We start from the raw sequence: 20,742 nt of genomic DNA on the forward strand, positions 1-20,742 counted from the left end.
AATCCCTATAACGTCGTCGGGCAGCGAAACTGCTCGAGCGCATCCCGCCGGAACGGGTTGATCACACTGCTGGCCCGCAATTGATACACCACCCGATGCCCTTCCACATCGAACGTGACTTGCAGCAACTCACCCTGGGCACTGACCGCTGCCTTGTCCATCATCCGCAGCCAACCCCAAGGCCCATCGGCCCGCAGCGGGCTGACCAGCGCCGGCGTCGCCTGCAGTCGCACCAGCCCGCCTGCCTTGCCGCTGGGCAGGCTGATGCCGGTGAAGTCCGCCACACTGCCCGCCTCGTACACCACCGGCTGGCCATCGATGTCCAGGGTCACCTGGGTCAGGGCCGGGTCGGCACTCAGGGTTTTCAGGTCAAAACGCAATGACGGCTGGCGTGCCCCCGCCACGAAGAACATGTCCCGCAGGCGCGCGCCACGCTGGAACTGGTTGAGCACGTCCTGGGAGATGTTCAGCGGCGTCACGCCGCTGGAACGCCAGCGCCATTGGCTGCCGCTCATGTCGACATACGGCGCGAGGTTCTTGCTGAAAAAGTCATCCATCAGCCCGCCCGGGCCAAAGAACTTGCCGAAATCATCGGCGGTGGCATCGCGGCTGGAGCTGCGCACCAACGGGTAACGATCGGCGATTGCTGCCCGGCAGAACGGCGCACCCGAGGCTTCCCACAATGCATTCAAACGGGCCTTCTCGTTGCCCAGGGTCAGCGCCGCACCGCCGGCTTGCACATCACGCAGTAATGTCGACAACGGCGCCGGCTGGGTATCGCTGGCACGCTTCAAGCGCTCCAGCACTTCCCCGGTGGGCGCCGGCGCGGCGCTGCGCCGGGCAGCATCGGCGCTGTCGAAGTATTGGCCGGCGTCTTTGAGCGAGGCCAGCATCTCATCCACAGGTTGCGGGCTGGTGCCGTTGCCCACCAGGCGATGCAGCGCGGCGAAGTGCTGGTCTACCGGATTCGCGCTGGCATCCACCGTCGGGGCCGGGGCGTCGCTGCCCAGGGCGGCCTGGAGCTTTTGCGTGGCGGCGGCGATTTTGTCGCGCACACGCTGGTCGGTGTCTTTGCTGGCGGCCGAGGTCAACGCGCCTTCCAGGGTGGTTTCCCTGGCTACCGCCAGCAGCAGCGCGCGCAGCGGTGAATCGTTGGCCGCCAGCACGTTGGTCACCAGGGACGCCTGGCCAAGGCTGGTCAACGGCACCAGGTGCACGTCGCCAAGAAAAGTGTCCCATTGGCGGATGTAGTCGGCGTAGTACAGCTCCAGTACCGCGGCTTGCATGGCGGCACTGCCGCCGGCGATTTGCGCCGATTCCTGGCGGTCGAGCACCCAGCTGTCCTTGGCCATGTCGGCCACGGCTTGTGGGGCCTTGTCGGTGAGTTCGCGATAGCCGGCGATGCGATACACACCACTGACCCCACGAGACAACGGCTCGCCGCTGCCTCGGGTGAACAACGACGATACATCGCGGCCCACCGCGCCATTCACGCTCAGTTCCGGCAAGTGTTGCTGCTCCACCTGGCGCTTGACCCGGTTATAGATGCGCTGGGAAAGCGGCATGCTTGCCAGGGCCAGGCGCACTTTGGCGATCAGCGCACTGTCGAGTTGCACCGGCTCGGCTTCGTCGTCGGCTTGCAGCAATGCCGAGACGTGATCGGACAACTGCTGCAACTGCGCCGGGGTGGCCTGGGCCAATTCACGTCGCCAGTCGACATCCACCCACGCCTGCACAGAAGCGGCATCGAAGAACTGCCGCTCACCCAGCATCAGGTAGGCCCGCAGGGTTTCGTAGAGGAACTCCTGGTTGCTGGCATCGCCCCGGCGCAAGGCGTTTTCCATATTCGCCACGATGTGCGGCAGCAAGGTGCTGCGCAACAGGCGCCGGTACAAGGTCACCGCGCCCGCCCCCAGCTTGTTGCCCTGGTACAGGCCCATGCGACTGAGCAGCGGCACGCTGTTGTCGCCGTCGCTGTAGCCATCGGGCAACGCGCGGGCAGCATTAAGCAAGGGCAAGGTCACCAGCACATCGCCTTCGGTTGGCAGTTCCCTGGCCAGTTGCGCAACGTTGGCGGCCGCGGTTGCCGAATCGCCGATCAGTTGCAGGTTGCGGTTGTAGCTGATGGTCATGCCCAGCAACAGCAGCACGAACGCCGCCGACGCGACGATCCGCCCGCCCCGCGCCCGCAAGCGCCGGCGACGCTCTTCCTGGTGGTTGACGCCCGCCAGCCCGGCCTCCTTGAAGATCACTTCGCGCAGCAGGCGGGTGATGAAGTAGCTGCGGCCACTGGCAACATTCGGTGCCAGCACCTTGCGGCCCAGGCCAAAGGACGCCGCCAGTGAGGTCAGTACCCGGTCAATCGGGCTGCCTTCCTGGGTGCCGCTGGTAAAGTACACACCGCGCAGCAACGCCGGTTCCTGATAACGGTTGGCCTCGAAGATGCTGTTGAGAAACCGCGTGAGGCCCTCGCCCAGGCTGGCGAATTGTTGCGGGAAGCTGTAGAGCAAGGCCCGGCGCGACAGGTCCCGCTCTTGCTGTACGCGCTCCAGCACTCGCCCCTGGAGCTGGCGCTCCAGGGCATCGAATTCAGCGGGGAACGACGCCAGGCCGGTGTCGGCTTTCGGGTCTTGTTGCAGCGGGAAGGTCACGCCCCACACTTGGGCCCGCTCCTCACGGCCAAAGGTCTCGAAAAATTCCGAGAAGCCCGCCAGTAAATCGCACTTGGTGATGATCACGTACACCGGAAACCGCAGGCCCAGGCGCTCATACAATTCGTTGATCCGCGCCCGAATCGCCAAGGCCTGGGCCTGGCGCTGGGCTTCGGTTTGCTGCAACAGGTCGCTGACGCTCAGGGCCACGATCACACCGTTGACCGGGCGCTGGCGACGGTGTTTTTTCAGCAGGTCGAGAAAACCACCCCAGGCGGCCTTGTCCACTTCGGTGTAGCTGTCCTGGGTGGTGTAGCGCCCGGCTGTATCGAGCAGTACCGCTTCATCGGTAAACCACCAGTCACAATGCCGGGTGCCGCCGACCCCGCCGATGGCCCCGCTCCCCATCGCTTCACGCAGGGGAAACTGCAGGCCGGAATGAGTCAGCGCAGTAGTCTTGCCACTGCCCGGCGCGCCCACAAACATGTACCACGGCAGTTGATACAGATACTGCCCGCTCATCTTCCAGCCGGGGTTGGCCTTGCGCAGCACCGCCATCGCAGAGCGCATACGCTCGCCCAGTTCATTCACTTCTGCCTGGGATTCACGCTCGCCCGCCGGCACTTGCGCAACCCCGGCCATCAACCCGCGATTGGCCCGCCAGGCACGCCACACACGCCAGGCAAAGTAGCCGGCCCACACCAACACAAACACCCCGATCAAGCCCCAACGCCGTGCTTCCGGCGCCAACGGCTCGGTGCCGTTGAACGCCAGCAGCGGGCCTTCGTACCACACCAGCAGCGACAGCAGCGCCACGCCGATCAGCGACAACAACCACGGCTTGAGCAACCACAGGATAAAGCGCTCCACCGGGGACCATAACAATGAAAAAAACGAGGACAGGTTCATGGTCTATTGCGCCTGGGAGGGGATCAGCACGGTGATGTCGACACGCCGGTTACGCGCACGATTGGCCGGTGAATCATTGGGAACCAGGGGTTCGGTCTCACCCCGGCCTTCGCTGCGGTATCGCTCGGCCGGCCCTGCGCGTTGCCCCAGCAGGCGCGCGACGGTCTTGGCGCGGGCCTGGGACAGGTCGAAGTTGGAGCCCAGCCGCGACGTCGCCGAAGGCCGCACGTTGTCGGTATGCCCAACCACCACCACATCCCCCGGCACCGTGGCCAATGCATCGCCGATGCGGTTGAGCAAACCGTCGAAGTTGCTTGCCACTTCAGCACTGCCGGAAGCAAATACACCATCGCCGCGCAGGGTGATTACCGAACGGTCGGCGCTGTCTTTGACCGTGACCAGGCCCTGGGCGACTTCCGGCGCGAGGAACCCCGACAGGCGCACCGGCGCAGGTGTTGCAGGCGCCGCCACCTTGAGCGGCGACGCCACACGAATCGCCCCCAACTGCGCGAAAACCGGATCGGACGCACGATTAAGCAACCAGCTGTAGGTCAACTGCACACTCAACAGCAGCACCGCCGCTACCGTCGCCAGTACCCACAACGGCACCCGGCGCAACATCGACGCCTGGGGCGCCTCGGCACCGCGCCAACGGGGCGACAGGTCTTGTTCACGGTTGTCGCGCTGCTGCTTGATCAGTTGCAGCAAGCGCTCGCGCAACAGGCCCAGTTGGTCGAGGCCGCGATCCAGCACCCGATACCGCCCTTCCAACCCCAAGGCCATGCACAAATACATCAGCTCCAGCACGTGGATATGGGTGCGTGGGTCCTGGCTGAGACGCTGCAAAATCATGAAGAATTTTTCGCCGCCCCAGGCTTCATTGTGAAAGGTCACCAACAGGCTGCGGCTGCCCCACACACCGGCGCCCCATGGCGTACTGGAAATGGTTTCATCCACCAGGGTGCACAGCGCGTAGCGCGCCGCCGCCACGGTTTCGACATCCACCTGGCTGGCCCGGGCCTGGGCCTCGAACGCCTGCACCGCCTGGATCAGCCGCTGGCGCAGGCTTTCCATGTCGGGCATGGCAGTCAGCATGCGCAGGGGCACCACGAGGTCAAGCAATGGGTTGGCGGCCCGCACCAGCGGGTTGAGGCCCAGGCCCTTGAGGACCAGGGCGGCGCTCTGCACATCGGCCACCGGGCTGGCTGCCGGCAGAGGCCGGCGCCCGCCGGGCGTGGGGATCAGCAGGGTGCGATCCGGGTCCTGGGCGCCATCGAAAGTGTCATTCACGTCAGTCACCTTGCCTTAGCGCCGAATGGCCCAGAACTGCATGTCCAGCCCCGGGAAGACCCCGGCGATGTGCATGGCAAACCCCGCCGAATTACTCAGCTGTTGCCAGTAATCGCTGCTGCGGTCGAGTTCGAAATAGGTGAAGCCGGCGTGGAACGGCAGTTGCCGTGGTGCCACCGGCAGCGGGCGCAGGCCGATACCCGGCAGTTGCAGATTGACCAGGTCGCGGATCTTCTCCACCGAGCCGATCTTGACCTGCGGCGGGAAGCCGTTGCGCACGCTTTCGGCCGGCATGTGTGCCTGCACCGCGAGGATGAACGTGGCCGAGCGCAGCAAATCCTGGTCGGGCAGTACCGCCACGCGGATCCCGTATTGGCGCTCTTCCAGGGGGATAGCGATGGCCCGCGCGTCCATCACGGTCGACAGCGAACGGCGCAGGTCGAGCATCACCGGGGCGAAGGTTTCAGCCAGCGCGTCATGGCGGTACACCGGGTAAGCCGAGGCGCGCTTGTCGGCCTGGGTAAAGGTCGCCAGTTCGCCGGCCAGGCCGGTCAGGTCGCGGTACAACTGCTCCGGGTGCAGGCCGCTCATTGCCGCCAAATGCCGCACCAGCGGCTGGCTGCGGTTGAGCACCTGCAGCAGCAGGAAGTCGGCAATCTCGGCCGCGCCGCTGCCGTCCGGGCGGTTCAGGCGTGCCGCCAGGGCTTCACCGCGTTGCTGCAACAGGCCGAGCAATTCATCGACAAACGCCCCAAGGTGTTCGGCAGCGCGGATGTCCAGGCATGGCGGGCAGTAATCGCGGTCGAGCACCACGCTTTTGTCGGCGCGTTTTTCCACCACATGGGCGATGCCAAGGGTGGTGTAGGCGTCGGCCACGTCACCTTCAAACGCCAGGCGCAGGCGCAGTTTGCCGATGCTCATCAGCGCGCTGCTGTCCAGGCCGTTGCTGTCCCAGGCCTCGTACTCGCTGCTGCGGTGGCGGGCGAAGTTTTCGAAGCCTGGGTTGTCGTCGACTTCGGCCACGCCGGGGCGCAGGCTCGGCAGCGCCAGCACCACTTTCAGGTCGCGGGCGTCTGCGGGGATTTCCAGAGGCAGCGGCATTTCATCGTCGAAGGGCTGGCCGACCGGCGTACCGTCGGGCAGTACGCCGCTGTACGCCAGCAATGACAACTTGCCCAGGGCCAACTGCTGCAGGTCGATTTTCAGGCTCGAAAAACCATGGGCGTAGGCGCGCAAGGTGCTGACCCGGGCCTCCAGCTGCGCCTGTAAAAAACGGTCGTGTTGTTGCAGGTGCTGGGGCTGCAACAACATGCCTTCGGACCAGACTACTTTGTTATTCCAGGACATAAATTCTTCTCATTGGCCGGTGCGCAACCGCGCGACCTGCTCTTCATAAGCCACCGAAAACAACTCACCGAACAGGCGCTGCAAGTCCTCGTCGGCATCCCGGGCCAGGTCCTCGTAGCGTTCTACCAGGCGGTCCCACAAGCGCGCTTTGCGCCGGGCGGGCATCCACTTGTCGAGGGCGCCGTGGGTGGTGCGGCGTTGCTCCACCCGGGCCGGGTCGAAGCGCTGCACCACCGCGCCCAGCGCCGCGTTCATGCCGGCGATCACTGCCAGTTCATGGGCCTTGAGGTCGTCAAATGCCGCGCCCATGGCCTTGACCGGGCGCATGTAGGCCGGGGAATCGGCAGTGAGCATTTGGGTCAGGGCGCTGTGGGGGTCGGGGAAAAACTTGAGCGGGTTGTTGGAGTGGGCGCCGATCATGGTCATGTCGATATGGCTTTCGCGTTTGGTCAGGGCGCGGGCCATGAGTACCGCCATGGTGCCGCCGGTGGCGGTGCGCAGCATTTCGCCGACCAGGTGCGCAAGCTCGACGGGGGTACGGGTGGTGTGCAGGTTTTCCAGGCCCAGGCCTTGGAGCAAGGCCTTGAATACCGCGTCGTCACTGACGGGCTCGCTCTGCTCCAGTGTGGGTGCGGGCTTGTGTGGGAGCGGGCTTGCTCGCAAATGCAGTGGCTCAGTCAATGCATCCGGTGGCTGACCCACCGCTTTCGCGAGCAAGCCCACTCCCACATTTGGATCGTGGGCAGCCACAGGTTCCGGTGTCAGCCCAAAGAGCGGATTGTAGTCTTCAGGAATGACCTGGGGCTCCACATGCATCACCGGCAACGTAAACGCCTGCATCTGCGGCGCCACATGGTCGCTTTCAGTGCCGCGAAATGCCGGTTCCACCCGCCCCATCAGGTTCAACCCCAACGGGTCGGAGAGCGGCACCGCCCCGTCAAACAGCGAGCCGCCTTCCAGAATCCGCGCCCCGGCCAGGGCATCATGCAGCACCACCGGCGCCACCACCTCCGGCTCGCGATACACCTCCAGCGCCGGCAACGGCGCGGCCACCGGCGCAGGCGGCGGGACGAACAGCGGCGGCAGAATGCGCGTGGCCATGGCGTCGTCCGGCACCTCGATCTCGGGTTGCTCCAGGCGCACTTGCAGCCCGTAGTCGCCAATCACCAGGCGGTCGCCCTCCTCCAACGCCCGCTCACGGCCATTGCCCAGCGGGCGCTCATTGACCAGGCTCGGGTTGCTGCCGGTGTCGGTCAGGTAGAACTGCACACCACGCAACTCGATGCGCGCATGCACACGGGAAATGTATTTACCCGGGTCATCCAACGTCAGGTCATTGTCCGGACCACGGCCAATCGAACCGCCGGCCTCGGTAAACCGGCAGATCACCTCACCGGGCATTGGCTGGTCGCGGTAGCTCCTGACCAGAAGAATCAAATTCAGCGGATTACTTGCCATCGTCGGCCTCCTTCGGTGGCAGCGGCACCCCGGCCGGGCCGGTGGCTGCTGTGAGCGCAAGTGCAGTGGCCGCAGACGCGGCTTCAGGCAGGGGAATCGGAATGGTCGAGGCGATAATCATCGCCGGCGTAAGGGTCAGAAAGGTGCTGCCGACCTTCAGCGTGATGGTCGCGCCGGCCTCGATCACCACGTTCATGCCGCCCTTCATGTACATGTCCATGCCGGCCGTGACGCCGGTTTTCAGGCCGCCATTGATGATCATGTTGGTGCCGGCCGACAGCGAGACATCGCCGGTGGCTTTCTCATTGCGATGGCCGCCCACCGAGGAATGCCGGTCGCCGCCGACCTTCTCGCGCAGGTCCTGGTCGACCTTGGAATGCCGGTCGCCGCCAACCCAGTCCAGGGAGTCCTTGAGCACGCGCTGGTCGAGGTTTTTCTGCGCATGCAGGAACACCTGCTCCGAGCCCTTCTTGTCTTCGAAGCGCAGCTCGTTGTAGCCACCGCCGCCCTTGGACGAGTTGCTCTTGACCGTCGAACGGGTGGCGTTCTCGGGCAAGGCATAGGGCGGCATGGTCTCGGCGTTGTAGACGCTGCCGGTGACCAGCGGCTGGTCGGGATCACCTTCCAGAAAACTCACGATCACTTCCTGGCCGATGCGCGGCGTGAACAGGCTGCCCCAGCGCTTGCCGGCCCAGCCCTGGGCGACGCGAATCCAGCACGAGCTGTTTTCGTCATGTTTGCCCTCGCGGTCCCAGTGGAACTGCACCTTGATCCGCCCGTATTTGTCGGTCCAGATTTCCTCGCCTTGCTTGCCCACCACCATGGCTGTCTGCGGGCCCTGCATCAGCGGTTTACGGCTGTTGCACGGGGCGCGAAATTGCTGCTGTTTCGACAAGGCGGTGAAGTCACAGGTCAGCACCGGCGCCGGATGGGCCGGCGGCGTCGGTTCGTAGGTGTCCGAGGACAACGCATAACGCGCCTCCAATAACAGGAACTGGGCGTTCTGTTCGCTGCGCGGGTGTTCGGTCAGGGTCATCAAGGCGCCGGGAAACAGCCCACGGGCGCGGGTGGCGCCGGTGACACGCTGGGTGCCGGTGTGCAGGGACTCGATCAACGTGCGCGCATAGGTTTCGCCCTGCTTGCGCTCGGTGTACTTGCCTGGATAGTCATAGCGCTCGTGGCTCGACTGCGGGTAACTGCCGGCCAGGGTGGACTTGGCCAACAGGTTGGCAGAAGGCTTTTCAAAGTCGAAATCCTGCAGGGTGTAGCCGCCCGGCTCCACGTCACCGCTCATGCGCCAGTCGTAGATCACCTCGCTTTCGCGCATCGTGTGGTCTTCGGCGGGCATGAAACGCACCTGGGCATAGCCCGGTGCCGGTGAATGGGCGCCATAGGAGTCGGCCAGTACCAGGGTGTGGCGCCCGGCCGCGCTCTTGAAGAAGTAATAAATGCCTTCTTGCTCCATCAGCCGGCTGACGAAGTTGAAGTCGCTTTCACGGTACTGCACGCAGTAGGTCAGTGCCGGGTAGCTACCGCTCAGGCCAGAGGTGTCGACATCGGCGATGGTGTACGGGGCGAACACCTGCTTGAGGATGTCCGGCACGCTCAGTGCCTGGAAAATCCGGCAGTCGCTGGCCAGGGTCAAGAACCACAGCCACGGGCGCAACACCGCCTTGTAGGTGGCGAAACGGCCCTGGCGCCCGGTAAACGAAAAGTGGCTGACGTGCCCGCTGAAATAACGACTGCCGCCTTTGGGCAGGTCTACCGCCACGCTCATCTGGGTCGCCAGCAGGTCGTCGATATTCAGGTCGGTGCGCTCGCTGTACAGCTCAAGCGTGTACTCGCTGAGCTGCGACAGGCCTTCCCGGGCCTGCATGCGCCGGAACAACAGCACATCGGCGCCGAGCACGCTGCTGACCTGGATCTCGCGCCGGGTTTGGGTGGTTGCCATGGTGGTTTTCTACCTAGAGCGGAGTCGTCGGGCGGGAGTTGGGCACCCGGTAAACCATGCCGCCATGCCCGCTCGCGACCCCGGGCAGCATCACAAAGCCCATCTTTTTCCAGAACGCACACGAGGCCTCGTCCAGGGACGTCAGGCGAATCTCGCAGTTGGGTTTGTTGCCGTAGTCGCGAACCGCGTAGTCCATGCCAAAGGCCGCCAGGGTCGAGCCCAGCCCGCTGCCCGCTACACCGGCAAATACGTCTTCGATCTTCCAGGTGGGGCCTTCCTTGAACATCACCATCAACCCCACCGCGTCGTCGCCCTCATAGGCGGCGAAATAGGCGACCTTGGCCTGCTCTTGTGCGGTGTCGTTGGAGCGCGCGGTGCTGATGGTGTTCATGGTCGCGATGACTTCTTGCGCGGCCGGCGACTGGGCCAGCATGGCGGCCTCGCCAATGGCTTCGCGAAAGCCTTGAAAGTCCACTTTGCGGCAGCTGAATGCGCTGTTGATCCGGGGCATCGTATGTATCCCTGAGAGTTGAGGAACGTAGACACAACAGCCGGGCGCAGCGGTTTATTCCGTAGCGCCGCGGTTTTCTACTCAAGCGCCCAGTTGCACCAGGTAATGCTCGTCAAACTTCATTTCCTTGCGCACACCCGCGCCCGACAGGTAATTGAGGTAGTGCTTGTAGAGCATCTTGAAAAAGTCGAGCTTGCGGGTCGGCCCCACGCGGTACTCGCCCGAGTTGGGGTCGAAGAACGTCATGCAGTTGCGGTCGGCGTAGATCCCGCATACGTGGGACGGCCCGCCCCCTTCAAAGGTGAACAGCCAGACGTAGTAGCCCGGCTGTGTGCTGTCGATATGCTGGGCCAGGGTCGCCAGCCCGTCGAAGCCCTGGGCCTCGACCGACGAGCTGTCGCCCAGGCCACAGATGTTCGGCAGGTTGGCCTGGATGCGCCTGGTGTTATCCAGGATCAGGGTGGTGTTGAACGCGCTGCAATAGCTTTCGATCCGGCACCAGGTGTCGTCCCGGCTCAGGAACGCACACCGGTTGGCAGCCGACTCGGCCGGCGCCTGCAAATGCCGGTTCAACCAGGCGAAGGTCGCCCCCACACAGGCGCCGCCGGCCAGGCTGGGCATGGCTTGCAGGTAAGGGTTCTTGGTCAGCTGCGAGCGCTGCTTGAACTTCGCCACCCGGAACCACTTCATCGCGATCGGGGTTTTCCACGCTACGTAGGGCATAGGTTCACTGCTCCTCGAACAGGTAAGTAAATTCGCCGGCGTCGACGCTCACCTGCACCCTTGTCGCCGGCGTACCCGCCAGCAGCCGATTGAGGAATTCGGTGCTGATGGCCGGCAGCATCGAGTTGGTCAGGATCGCGTCGATCATCCGCCCGCCGCTTTCCAGCTCGGTGCAGCGGCTGGCAATCAGCTGCACCACCTCGTCGCTGAAGCTGAACGGGATCTTGTGGCCGTCGCTGATACGCTTGGCGATACGCCCCAATTGCAGGCGGATGATGCTGCCGAGCATGGCGTCGCTCAGCGGGTAATACGGGATCACCACCAGGCGCCCGAGCAACGCGGGCGGGAACACTTCCAGCAACGGTTCGCGTAACGCCTTGGCGATGTCATCCGGCGCGGGCATGGTCTGCGGGTCGCGGCACAGGCGGCTGATCAGCGAGGTGCCGGCGTTGGTGGTGAGCAGGATCAAGGTATTCTTGAAGTCGATGATCCGGCCTTCGCCGTCCTCCATCCAGCCCTTGTCGAACACCTGGAAAAACAACTCGTGCACGTCCGGGTGAGCCTTCTCCACTTCGTCCAGCAGCACCACGCTGTAGGGTTTGCGGCGCACTGCTTCAGTCAGTACGCCGCCTTCGCCGTAACCCACATAACCCGGCGGCGCACCCTTGAGGGTGGAAACGGTGTGGGCTTCCTGGTACTCGCTCATGTTGATGGTGATGACGTTCTGCTCACCGCCATACAACGACTCGGCCAGGGCCAGCGCGGTCTCGGTCTTGCCCACGCCGGAGGTGCCGGCGAGCATGAACACGCCCACCGGTTTGCCGGGGTTGTCGAGGCCGGCGCGGGAGGTCTGGATGCGCCGGGCGATCATGTCCAGGGCGTGGTTCTGCCCGATGATGCGCTGGGACAGCCGATCAGCCAGGCGCAGCACGTTTTCGATTTCATTCTTGACCATGCGGCCCACGGGAATCCCGGTCCAGTCCTGCACCACCGAGGCCACGGCCTGTTCGTCGACACTGATCAGCACCAGCGGGGTTTCGCCCTGTTGTGCGGCCAGCTCGTCCTGCAATTGGCGCAACTCCAACAGGCCGGCTTCGCCCTCGGTGGCGTCCGCCAGTTGGCCGCGCAACCGTAGAATCTGTTCCACCAGCGCCAGCTCGTTGTCCCAGCGGCTTTCCAGGCCATCCAGGCGCTCGCGCTCAGTGGCCAACAGCGCCTCGACGGACGCATGGCGGCTGGCGGTGTCGACGCCAATCGCGGTTTCGCGCTGAATGATCGCAAGCTCGGTTTCCAGCGATTCAATACGGCGCCGGCTGTCATCCACTTCCGCCGGCGTGGCGTGCAGGCTGATGGCGACACGTGCACAGGCGGTGTCGATCAGGCTGACGGCCTTGTCGGGCAGCTGGCGCGCCGGGATGTAGCGGTTGGACAAGCGCACCGCCGCTTCCAGGGCCGAGTCGAGGATCTGCACCTGGTGGTGCTGCTGCATGGTCTGGGCGATGCCCCGCAGCATCAGCAAGGCACGGGCTTCGTCGGGCTCGTCAACCTGCACGGTCTGGAAGCGCCGGGTCAGGGCCGGGTCTTTTTCGATGTGTTTCTTGTACTCGGCAAACGTGGTGGCGCCAATGGTGCGCAAGGTGCCACGGGCCAGCACAGGCTTGAGCAGGTTGGCCGCGTCCCCCGTCCCGGCCGCACCGCCGGCGCCCACCAGGGTGTGGGTTTCGTCGATAAACAAGACCACCGGTTTGACGCTGGCCTGCACCTCGTCAATCACCGAGCGCAGGCGCTGTTCGAACTCGCCTTTCATGCTCGCACCGGCTTGCAACAGGCCAACGTCGAGGGCCAGCAGTTGCACATCCTTGAGGCTCGGCGGTACGTCGCCCCGGGCAATGCGCTGGGCAAACCCTTCGACCACGGCGGTCTTGCCCACACCCGCCTCGCCCACCAGGATCGGGTTGTTCTGGCGCCGGCGCATCAGGATGTCGATCACCTGGCGGATCTCTTCGTCGCGGCCGACGATCGGGTCCATCTTCGAATCCCGCGCCTGCTGGGTGAGGTCGACAGTGAAGCGCTTCAACGCTTCCTGCTTGCCCATGGCCGCCGGGGCCAGGGCGCCGGTGTCTTCACCGGGCACCTGGAAGCCGTCGCTGGCGGTCATCTGCGCTTCGGGCGAGTCCTTGAGCAACGCGCAGAATTGCTCGCTCAGGTCTTCGATGCCGAGCTTGTTGAACTCGCGCGACACGCCGTACAAGCCGTTGCGCAGGCCCGGGGTTTTGAGCAGCGCCAGCAGCAAATGCCCGGAGCGCACCTGGGATTCGCCGAACATCAGGGTCGCGTAGACCCACGCGCGCTCCACCGCCTCCTCGACCTGGGACGACAGGTCCGTGACCGAAGTCGAACCGCGGGGCAAGCGGTCCAGGGCGGCCGTCAGGTCCCGCGCCAGCACAGCCGGGTCGAGTTGGTAATGCTGGATCAGGCGCTGCAGGTCGGAGTCGGTCAGTTGCAGGATCTGCTGCAACCAATGCACCAGTTCCACGTAGGGATTGCCGCGCATCTTGCAGAACACGGTGCTGCTTTCAATCGCCCGGTAGCACAGGCTGTTGAGTTTGCCGAAGAGCGCGACGCGACTGATATCAGCCATGGGCAGGTCCTTGTGAAGTATGAGAGATACGCGGGTTGATCAGCAGTTGCCGGTCATCCGCCAGGGGCGCCTTGCTGCTCAACCAACTGGTCCAGCCCAACGGCGCAGAACCCAGGCGCAAGCCAGGCAGTTGTTCTTTCTTGACGATCAGGTTCACGTCCCAATCCATCGCCAGCCCGACGTATTGGCGCACCCAGTCCTGCACGCGCTTGAGGCTGTCGCCCCCGGGCAGCAGGCGGCGGGTTTGTTCAAGGTCCAGCGGGCCGATCAGCAGGCGGAATTTGTGCTGGGTGTTCCAGACCTTTTTGCCCATTACCGTGGTCTGGCCGAGCACCGGTGCGTCGGGGCCACTGCGCAGCGCGCACAGCCCATCGGCGGGCAAGGTCATCCAGTGGCCGACGAATTGTTCGACCTGCACCGGCACTTGCAGGTAGTCCGTGAGCAACGCGGCTAACCCTTCGGCGTTGCGGGTTTGCGGGCCAAGGCGCCCGGCGAAGTGCAGCTTGGCCACATCCGGCACCGTGTCGCGGCCCAGCATCGACGGCATGCCGATGCCGATCAGCGAGCCCAGGTACTGTGCAAAGCGGTCGGCCTGCGGACGGTCCAGGCTCACAGCCGGTTGGGCGCTGGCCCAGGCCCGGTAGAACAGGCTGATCATGCGGTGATGGAACACGTCGCAGAACGCGGCCAGGGTCGGGTCATTGAGGTTGCGCTGGCGGTCGCGGATGTATTCGCTCAAGTGAATCGGCAGCGGCCCATTCGCCCCCAGCAAACCGAAGAAATTCAACAGCAATTTTGGCGTGACACCGGGGATGAGGCTGTTGATCATTGCCGGCTCGAACGCCAGCGACGGTTGCTGACCGAACCGCACCGCTTCATCCGCCGGGCGTGCCGCCTGGCCGATCCGTGGCAGGTGCGCGAAGGCGCACTCCAGCTGGCGCAGCGCCGCGTGAAAATCGAAGCGCGCCGGGTGTGCTTCCAGGGCACTGAGCAGGCTCAGAGGATCTCGCATCGCCCCACCCTCGCCGGCCACTGCATGATCACCCCACGGGCGGTGCCCTTGATCACCGTTTCGGTGAAGGAATTCAGCGATACGTACTTGGCAAAAAACTGCTCCAGCACCGAGCCGAGGATAAATACGCCACTGCCTTCAAATGCCGACTCATCGAGGGTCACGCTGATCTGCAAGCCACGGCCATAGGTGATCGGCCCGGGCAACGGCAAGCGGCGCACGATGCTTTCGGCGCTCACCGAGCGCAGGCCTTCGATCTGTTTGTGGGCAGCTTCGTCGTCGATCCGGCAATACAGGCGCAGCAGGTCACGCAAGGCGCTGGCGCCCTGCTCTTTGTCCTGGTCCAGCAACGACAAGTAGTTGAGGGACAAATGGCTGACCAGGCGCCAGGCCGTTTCACCTTCGGCAAACGACGGCGCCGGCACCGTTGGCCCGGCCACACACCGCACCGCCTGCACCGGCGCACCGGACTCCACGCTGAAGTCGGTCTTGCCGCTGCCCACCGGCATGCTCAACACCAGGTCGCGGTTGCTGCACAGGGTGTCGATGCCCAACTGGCGCAGGCTGCTGCGGTGCGGCGCCTCCTGGGCATCCACCAACGACATGAACAGTTCACTGCCGATGTAGCTGGAGCGCGGGCCCTGGCGGCGTTGTTGCTCCGAGAGCAAGCGCGCATCGCGGCGCACCTGGTAAAACGCCTTGGGCGGCGTGCGCGCGTGCAGGTCATTGGCGCGGTAGAACGACTCGAACGTCTGGCTCGCCTCGGCGCCGCTGCCATAGCCGGTGACGCCTTCGACCTGGTAGATCTCGTAGTCCATCGGCCGGGTGCGGTCGGGGATCACGTGATATTCCGATTGCTGGTCCGACAGGTGCACGCGCTCGGTGCGCATCGGGAACAGGTTGATTGCCGGGGTGCAATACAGCCCGAAGTTGGCCGCGTTGACGCTGTGTTCCAGCAACGGGTCGAGTTTCTTGAACAGCACGATCACGTCCAGCTGTTCCGAGGTGCAGCGACTCACGCTGTCAGCCAGCCCGCCCAGCTCGGCAAACAGGAAGCGCTGGGGCATGGCGAAGTATTCCTGCAACAGCCGGTAGCCCTGGAACGATCGGGCGCCGGTGGGCAGCAAGGCTTCTTCATCGCTGTAGCCGAGGCCGCGGATAGCGGTCTTGGGCAGGAACTGGTGCCAGTCCACATGCTCCTGCACCGGCATCACCAGCACCCCGGCGGCCTGGGCCAGCAGTTGTTCGAGGATGCGCGAGGGCAAGGCTTCGCCGCCGCGGATGTGCAGCGCCAGCTTGTCCAGGGCCAGGTCGCTGAAAGTCAGCCCTGCGCCGACGCGCAAACGCAGGCGCAATGCGGCCTTCACCCCGCCGAGGCGCGCCAGGTCGACGCCGCCGACCTGGCCGCCACAGGCAAAGTAACGCGCCTCGGCCAGTTCCACCGGCCACAGGGTCACATCGTGAGCGGTGCGAAACTCACAGGCGGTCTGGTCGCCCTTGCCCAGCTGGCTGTGCAAGGCCGTGCCGCGCGACACCTTGAACCCGGCGGCCAGGCTGCCTTCGCTCATGTCCGGCTGCAACTGCACCACCGCCATCGACGGCGTGGGCGCGAGGTACTGCGGGTACACCAGCTCCAGCAGGTGATTGGTAAACCGTGGGAACTCGGCGTCAATCTTCAACTGCACCCGCGCGGCGAGAAAGCTGAAGCCCTCCAGCAGGCGCTCCACATAGGGATCGGCGCAGGCGTAGGTCTCAAGCCCCAGGCGGCCGGCGACCTTGGGATAGTCACGGGCGAATTCGCCGCCGACTTCCCGCAGGTGGGCCAGTTCACGTTCGTAGTAGCGCAGCAGTTTGGCGTTCACCGCACGTCCCTTGTCTCGATATCGAAGACCCTGGCTTCACCGGCTTCCAGGTCCAGCTCGGTCTTCAGGTACAGGCGCTCGGGCAGCGGCTGGCCCCAGAGTTCGCCGTGGATTTCAAAGGCCATCTGGTTGGGGATGGCACTGGTGCCCAATGGCACCACACGCAGGCTGTCGCGCAGGATCCGGGGCTCAAAGTCCCAGATCGCCTGGCGAATGCGTCGGGCCAGCTCTTCGCGGTCCAGGCCGGCGGCGGTCTTGCCGGACAGATCCGGCAAGCCGAAATTGATCACCGATTGCGCGGCCAACGGATGCCCACCGAGTTCGCGAAAACTGCCCAGGCTGGTGCTGTTGAGCAGCCAGCCAAGGTCACGCAGCACTGCCTTGCGCAAGCCGGTCATGGACAAGATGCGCTTGTCCCGGGACTCGACGGCGTGCTCGGTGTCGTCATCGCTCAGGCGATCGAGCAAGGACGGCTGCAGGCGTTCGCGGCTGGTGAGTTCAGCCATGGGGTTGGCCTTGAATCGGGGTCATAAAAACTCCTTGAGCCGGACGCAACCTGTGTGGGAGCTGGCTTGCCTGCTCCCACAGGTTCTGTGCCAGCCTTAGATTTTTGCGTTGGCTTCCAGGTCCCACTTCTTCGGCGTGCCGGTGATCACGGTGTCGCCGGTGAAGGAGTCGTACTCGTAGCTGATGGTGGTGAAGTTGATGGAGATGGTTTCGCTCGGGCGCTCGCCGTTACTGCTGGCCGAGTAGGAGCTGATGATGGCTTTGCCCAGGATGATCTTGAGGAACACCTGTTGCTTCTTGTCCGGACCGCCGGTCTGGATGAAGTGGATTTCGGCATCCCCCAGGCTCTTGCCGCACACCGCTTCCATGAACAGGTCGGCCGAGGCCAGGTCGGTGGCCTTGGTCAGGGAAATTTCCGAGAACGAGGGGTTGCTGGTGTCACGGTCGGCGCCGCCACCGCTGGTGGAAATCGCCCGGCCGACGCCCATCTGGATCGCGTCGATGGTGATCCAGTCCTTGTGCGCATCGACGGTGGACGTGCCTTTGATTTGTTTGCCTTTGAAGTTGAGCAGGATCATGTTCAGTACCTTGGTTTGGGTAGGAAAGCGTTATCAGGAAGCTTTGGTCGACGGCAGTTTGGAGACCAGGCGCAGCGACACGGTCAGGCCTTCGAGCTGGTAGTGCGGGCGCAGGAAGAACTTGGCGCCGTAGTAACCCGGGTTGCCTTCGATCTCCTCCACCACCACTTCGGCGCCGGCCAGGGGTTTGCGGGCCTTGTCGGCATCGGTTGCAGTAGCCGGGTTGTGTTCCACGTAGCGGCCGATCCAGTTGTTGAGCCACACCTGCATGTCTTCGCGCTCTTTGAACGAGCCGATCTTGTCGCGCACGATGCACTTCAAGTAATGAGCGAAACGGCAAGTGGCAAACAGGTACGGCAAGCGCGCGGCCAGGTTGGCGTTGGCGGTGGCGTCCGGGTCGTCGTATTCGGCAGGCTTGTGCATCGACTGGGCGCCAATGAACGCCGCCAGGTCGCTGTTTTTCTTGTGCACCAGGGGCATGAAACCATTCTTCGCCAGCTCTGCTTCACGGCGGTCGCTGATGGCGATTTCGGTTGGGCAAGTCATATCGACGCCGCCGTCATCCGTCGGGAAGGTGTGCACGGGCAAGCCTTCCACCGCACCGCCGGATTCGATGCCGCGAATCTGCGAGCACCAGCCGTAGTGCTTGAACGAGCGGTTGATGTTTACCGCCATGGCGTAGGCCGCGTTGGCCCAGGTGAAATCCTTGCTGCCGACGGTGTCGGTGGTTTCTTCAAAATCGAAGTCTTCCACCGGATTGGTCTTGGCGCCGTACGGGGCACGGGACAGGAAGCGCGGCATCGCCAGGCCCACGTAGCGCGAATCTTCACTGGCCCGGAAGCCGCGCCAGGCGGCGTGCTCGGGGGTCTGGAAGATCTTGGTCAGGTCGCGCGGGTTGGCCAGTTCCTGCCAGGACTCCATCAGCATCACGCTGGGGTCGGCGGCGGTGATCAACGGGCAGTGGGCGGCAGCGCTGACCCGGGCCATCTGGGTCAGCAGTTCCACATCCGGTGCACTGTTGTTGAAGTAGTAGTCGGCCACGAACGCGCCATAGGGCTCACCGCCGAACTGCCCGTATTCCTCTTCGTAGAGCTTCTTGAAGATCGGGCTCTGGTCCCAGGCCACGCCCTTGAACTTGCGCAGGGTCTTGTGCACTTCGTTCTTGGAAATATTCATCACCCGAATCTTCAGCGACTCGTCGGTCTCGGTGTTATTCACCAGGTAATGCAGGCCGCGCCAGGCACTTTCCACGCCCTGGAACTCCTCGTGATGGAGGATGTGATTGATCTGCTCGGTGAGCTTCTGGTCCAGGGCGGCGATCAGACCTTCGATGGTGCCCAGCACGTCATTGGAGAGCAGGTGTGTGCCTTGCAGCGCCTGTTCAGCCAAGGTACGCACGGCGGTTTCCACTGCTTCCTTGGCCTTGTCGGTCTTGGGTTTGAACTCTTTTTGCAGGAGGCTGGCGAAGTCGCCGGCATCAAACTGAGTGGCGCCTTGCGGCAGTCCGGACTGTTCCGATTGTGTAGTGGACATGACGGTATCCTTGAAAATTGGGCACAAGCGTCCCCGTGCCGGGGCAATCAGGGCGCCGGCAGAGTCAGCGGGAAAATCAGTTACTCGGGTTGTTTGGGCGCACTGCTCAATGCTTGCATCACGGCCGGATCGCCCAGCAGCCTGGCCATCAACTCTTCAGCGCCAACCTTGCCGTCCATGTAGGTCAGCAGGTTCGACAACTGGCTGCGGGCGGTCAGCAACTGGTTGAGGCTCGGCACCTTGCGGGCGATGGCGGCCGGGGTGAAGTCGTCCATGTTTTCGAAGGTGATCTCCACCGGCAGGTTGCCTTCACCGGTCAGGGTGTTGGGCACCTGGAACGCAACGCGCGGCTTCATCGACTTGAGGCGTTCGTCGAAGTTGTCGATGTCGACCTCCAGGAACTTGCGTTCGGCGACAGGCGGCAACGGCTCGGCAGGTTTGCCGGAGAGGTCGGAAAACACGCCCATCACGAAGGGCAACTGCACGGTTTTTTCCGCCCCGTAGATTTCCACGTCGTACTCGATCTGGACCCGCGGGGCGCGGTTGCGAGCGATGAATTTCTGACTGCTTTCTTTGGCCACGGGATAGCTCCAGTGTGAGGGTTGATTGGGGACGGTCAGTCGTTGCCGGGGCGAATACCGCTGACCAGCGCCAGTTGTGCCAGACCATCGGGGGCGAGGTCTTGCAGCAATTCCATGAAGTTTTTGTCGATCAGTTTCTTTGCCCGCTGCAGCAGGAACGGCACGGGGCTGGCGGGTTCGTGGGTGTTGAAATAGGTGCACAGGCGGTCGATGGCCTGACGCGCGTCTTCGCGGCTGCTGATCTCGCCCCTCATGGCCTGCAGGGCTGCGGCCGGTGTCGGGCCGGCGTCGATGTGGGTCGCGACAGACGGGCTTTCTGGCAGGCGCCGACGCACGGTGTCGGCCTGGCGACGCAGCAAGGTCGCCAGGCCGCCGAGGTCGATGGCGCGGCCAACGCCGACGTGTTCGGTGAGGGATTGTTCGATGTGCTGGCTGCGCTGCAAGGCTTCGGTGAGGGCCGCTTCGGTGTGGCGCAGGGTTTGCGGATCCGCGTCGGCAAAGGCGCCGTCGATCATCGCCAGGGCGTCAGTGCTGCCCTGCTCGCCGCTGGCCAGATCGAGGTCACGCAGGCTGAACTGGCCGACACTGCGGGCGCCCACCAGGGGCATGTCCTGCAGCTCGCGCAACAGGCCGGTGGGTTCGCACAGGGTGGCGAGGATATTGATGCGCAGCAGCGGGTCGTGGTCGTCGTCCGGGTCGAGTTGCGGGTGCAGGCCGCCCCAGCAGTTAACCAGCAGGGCTTCGATCAGGCCGAGGCCGGCATTGAGGCCGTGGATGCCATTGAGGTTGAGTTGGGCACGGGTCAGCCAGGTGGCCAGGCGCAGGTCGCGGCTGCGTTGCATCAGCGGCAATGCCAGGGACATTACCCGCTTCCAGTTGGGCACGACGGCCTGGGTGATGGTGTCGCCGTATTGGACCTCGGGCTTGCCCAGGGCTTCTTCTTCCAGCTGGAGGAAGTCGGGGTCGTACTCGACGTTCTCGCCACAAGGCTCGATGTCGCCCAGGGGTTGGGCCAGCGCGCTGAAATCCAGCGGTTGCGCTTGGGTGGAGAGGTCCATCGTACTGCCCTCGTTGAAGATGTTCTGGGGATAGAACAGGCGAGGGCCTGGGTTTATTCCTTGGGGTTTGAAAATAATCCGCGCAGGCCTGTCCGTTACGGCAGTAACGGACAGGTACAAGGGTGAAAGC

15 protein-coding genes are annotated in these 20,742 nt (G+C 64.1%); all 15 read right to left on the reverse strand.

Annotated elements, in window-relative coordinates; genetic code table 11:
• Nucleotides 1-5 precede the first annotated feature (5 nt).
• Nucleotides 6-3,560, reverse strand: coding sequence for a type VI secretion system membrane subunit TssM (gene tssM / locus ACZRN6_RS05515; RefSeq protein WP_464007385.1), 3,555 nt, complete (start codon nucleotides 3,558-3,560; stop codon nucleotides 6-8).
• A gap of 3 nt (nucleotides 3,561-3,563) precedes the next feature.
• Nucleotides 3,564-4,850: a type IVB secretion system protein IcmH/DotU gene (gene icmH / locus ACZRN6_RS05520; protein ID WP_464007386.1), complete on the reverse strand. Its 1,287-nt coding sequence runs from the start codon at nucleotides 4,848-4,850 to the stop codon at nucleotides 3,564-3,566.
• A gap of 15 nt (nucleotides 4,851-4,865) precedes the next feature.
• Nucleotides 4,866-6,197 (reverse strand): type VI secretion system baseplate subunit TssK, encoded by a 1,332-nt coding sequence (gene tssK / locus ACZRN6_RS05525; protein WP_464007387.1) that lies wholly within the window; start codon nucleotides 6,195-6,197, stop codon nucleotides 4,866-4,868.
• 9 nt (nucleotides 6,198-6,206) lie between these two features.
• Nucleotides 6,207-7,655 (reverse strand): type VI secretion system-associated FHA domain protein TagH, encoded by a 1,449-nt coding sequence (gene tagH, locus ACZRN6_RS05530; protein WP_464007388.1) that lies wholly within the window; start codon nucleotides 7,653-7,655, stop codon nucleotides 6,207-6,209.
• Nucleotides 7,645-9,606: a type VI secretion system Vgr family protein gene (locus tag ACZRN6_RS05535; protein ID WP_322144527.1), complete on the reverse strand. Its 1,962-nt coding sequence runs from the start codon at nucleotides 9,604-9,606 to the stop codon at nucleotides 7,645-7,647. The genes tagH and ACZRN6_RS05535 overlap by 11 nt, the downstream gene beginning before the upstream one ends.
• Nucleotides 9,607-9,619: 13 nt before the next feature.
• On the reverse strand, nucleotides 9,620-10,117 hold the full coding sequence (locus tag ACZRN6_RS05540) for a GNAT family N-acetyltransferase (protein ID WP_464007389.1): 498 nt from the start codon (nucleotides 10,115-10,117) through the stop codon (nucleotides 9,620-9,622).
• Between the two features lie 81 nt (nucleotides 10,118-10,198).
• Nucleotides 10,199-10,840, reverse strand: a complete 642-nt coding sequence (locus ACZRN6_RS05545; RefSeq protein WP_322144525.1) for a hypothetical protein — start codon at nucleotides 10,838-10,840, stop codon at nucleotides 10,199-10,201.
• 4 nt (nucleotides 10,841-10,844) lie between these two features.
• Nucleotides 10,845-13,481 (reverse strand): type VI secretion system ATPase TssH, encoded by a 2,637-nt coding sequence (tssH, locus tag ACZRN6_RS05550; protein ID WP_464007390.1) that lies wholly within the window; start codon nucleotides 13,479-13,481, stop codon nucleotides 10,845-10,847.
• Nucleotides 13,474-14,493 (reverse strand): type VI secretion system baseplate subunit TssG, encoded by a 1,020-nt coding sequence (gene tssG, locus ACZRN6_RS05555; protein WP_464007391.1) that lies wholly within the window; start codon nucleotides 14,491-14,493, stop codon nucleotides 13,474-13,476. The genes tssH and tssG overlap by 8 nt, the downstream gene beginning before the upstream one ends.
• Complete coding sequence (gene tssF / locus ACZRN6_RS05560) at nucleotides 14,478-16,355, reverse strand: type VI secretion system baseplate subunit TssF (RefSeq protein ID WP_464007392.1); 1,878 nt, start codon at nucleotides 16,353-16,355, stop codon at nucleotides 14,478-14,480. The genes tssG and tssF overlap by 16 nt, the downstream gene beginning before the upstream one ends.
• The gene (tssE, locus tag ACZRN6_RS05565) at nucleotides 16,352-16,861 is read right to left on the reverse strand and encodes a type VI secretion system baseplate subunit TssE (protein ID WP_322144521.1); all 510 of its coding nucleotides are present in this window, start codon (nucleotides 16,859-16,861) and stop codon (nucleotides 16,352-16,354) included. The genes tssF and tssE overlap by 4 nt, the downstream gene beginning before the upstream one ends.
• A gap of 96 nt (nucleotides 16,862-16,957) precedes the next feature.
• Nucleotides 16,958-17,440 carry an Hcp family type VI secretion system effector gene (locus ACZRN6_RS05570; protein ID WP_177090991.1) on the reverse strand — a complete coding sequence of 161 codons (483 nt, stop codon included), beginning with the start codon at nucleotides 17,438-17,440 and terminating at the stop codon, nucleotides 16,958-16,960.
• Between the two features lie 33 nt (nucleotides 17,441-17,473).
• Nucleotides 17,474-18,973, reverse strand: a complete 1,500-nt coding sequence (gene tssC, locus ACZRN6_RS05575) for a type VI secretion system contractile sheath large subunit (RefSeq protein WP_322144520.1) — start codon at nucleotides 18,971-18,973, stop codon at nucleotides 17,474-17,476.
• A gap of 80 nt (nucleotides 18,974-19,053) precedes the next feature.
• Nucleotides 19,054-19,554 carry a type VI secretion system contractile sheath small subunit gene (gene tssB, locus ACZRN6_RS05580; RefSeq protein ID WP_322144519.1) on the reverse strand — a complete coding sequence of 167 codons (501 nt, stop codon included), beginning with the start codon at nucleotides 19,552-19,554 and terminating at the stop codon, nucleotides 19,054-19,056.
• Nucleotides 19,555-19,589: 35 nt separating this feature from the next.
• A complete protein-coding gene (gene tssA / locus ACZRN6_RS05585; RefSeq protein WP_464007393.1) occupies nucleotides 19,590-20,612 on the reverse strand; it encodes a type VI secretion system protein TssA in 1,023 nt (340 codons plus the stop codon).
• Nucleotides 20,613-20,742: the final 130 nt, after the last annotated feature.

It is taken from the genome of Pseudomonas sp. A125 (assembly GCF_055409485.1).

Coding starts and splice junctions, on each gene's coding strand:
- tssM (WP_464007385.1), bottom strand. CDS start 3,560: ATGAACCTGTCCTCGTTTTTTTCATTGTTATGGTCCCCGGTGGAGCGC.
- tssK (WP_464007387.1), bottom strand. CDS start 6,197: ATGTCCTGGAATAACAAAGTAGTCTGGTCCGAAGGCATGTTGTTGCAG.
- tagH (WP_464007388.1), bottom strand. CDS start 7,655: ATGGCAAGTAATCCGCTGAATTTGATTCTTCTGGTCAGGAGCTACCGC.
- ACZRN6_RS05535 (WP_322144527.1), bottom strand. CDS start 9,606: ATGGCAACCACCCAAACCCGGCGCGAGATCCAGGTCAGCAGCGTGCTC.
- ACZRN6_RS05540 (WP_464007389.1), bottom strand. CDS start 10,117: ATGCCCCGGATCAACAGCGCATTCAGCTGCCGCAAAGTGGACTTTCAA.
- ACZRN6_RS05545 (WP_322144525.1), bottom strand. CDS start 10,840: ATGCCCTACGTAGCGTGGAAAACCCCGATCGCGATGAAGTGGTTCCGG.
- tssH (WP_464007390.1), bottom strand. CDS start 13,481: ATGGCTGATATCAGTCGCGTCGCGCTCTTCGGCAAACTCAACAGCCTG.
- tssG (WP_464007391.1), bottom strand. CDS start 14,493: ATGCGAGATCCTCTGAGCCTGCTCAGTGCCCTGGAAGCACACCCGGCG.
- tssE (WP_322144521.1), bottom strand. CDS start 16,861: ATGGCTGAACTCACCAGCCGCGAACGCCTGCAGCCGTCCTTGCTCGAT.
- ACZRN6_RS05570 (WP_177090991.1), bottom strand. CDS start 17,440: ATGATCCTGCTCAACTTCAAAGGCAAACAAATCAAAGGCACGTCCACC.
- tssC (WP_322144520.1), bottom strand. CDS start 18,973: ATGTCCACTACACAATCGGAACAGTCCGGACTGCCGCAAGGCGCCACT.
- tssA (WP_464007393.1), bottom strand. CDS start 20,612: ATGGACCTCTCCACCCAAGCGCAACCGCTGGATTTCAGCGCGCTGGCC.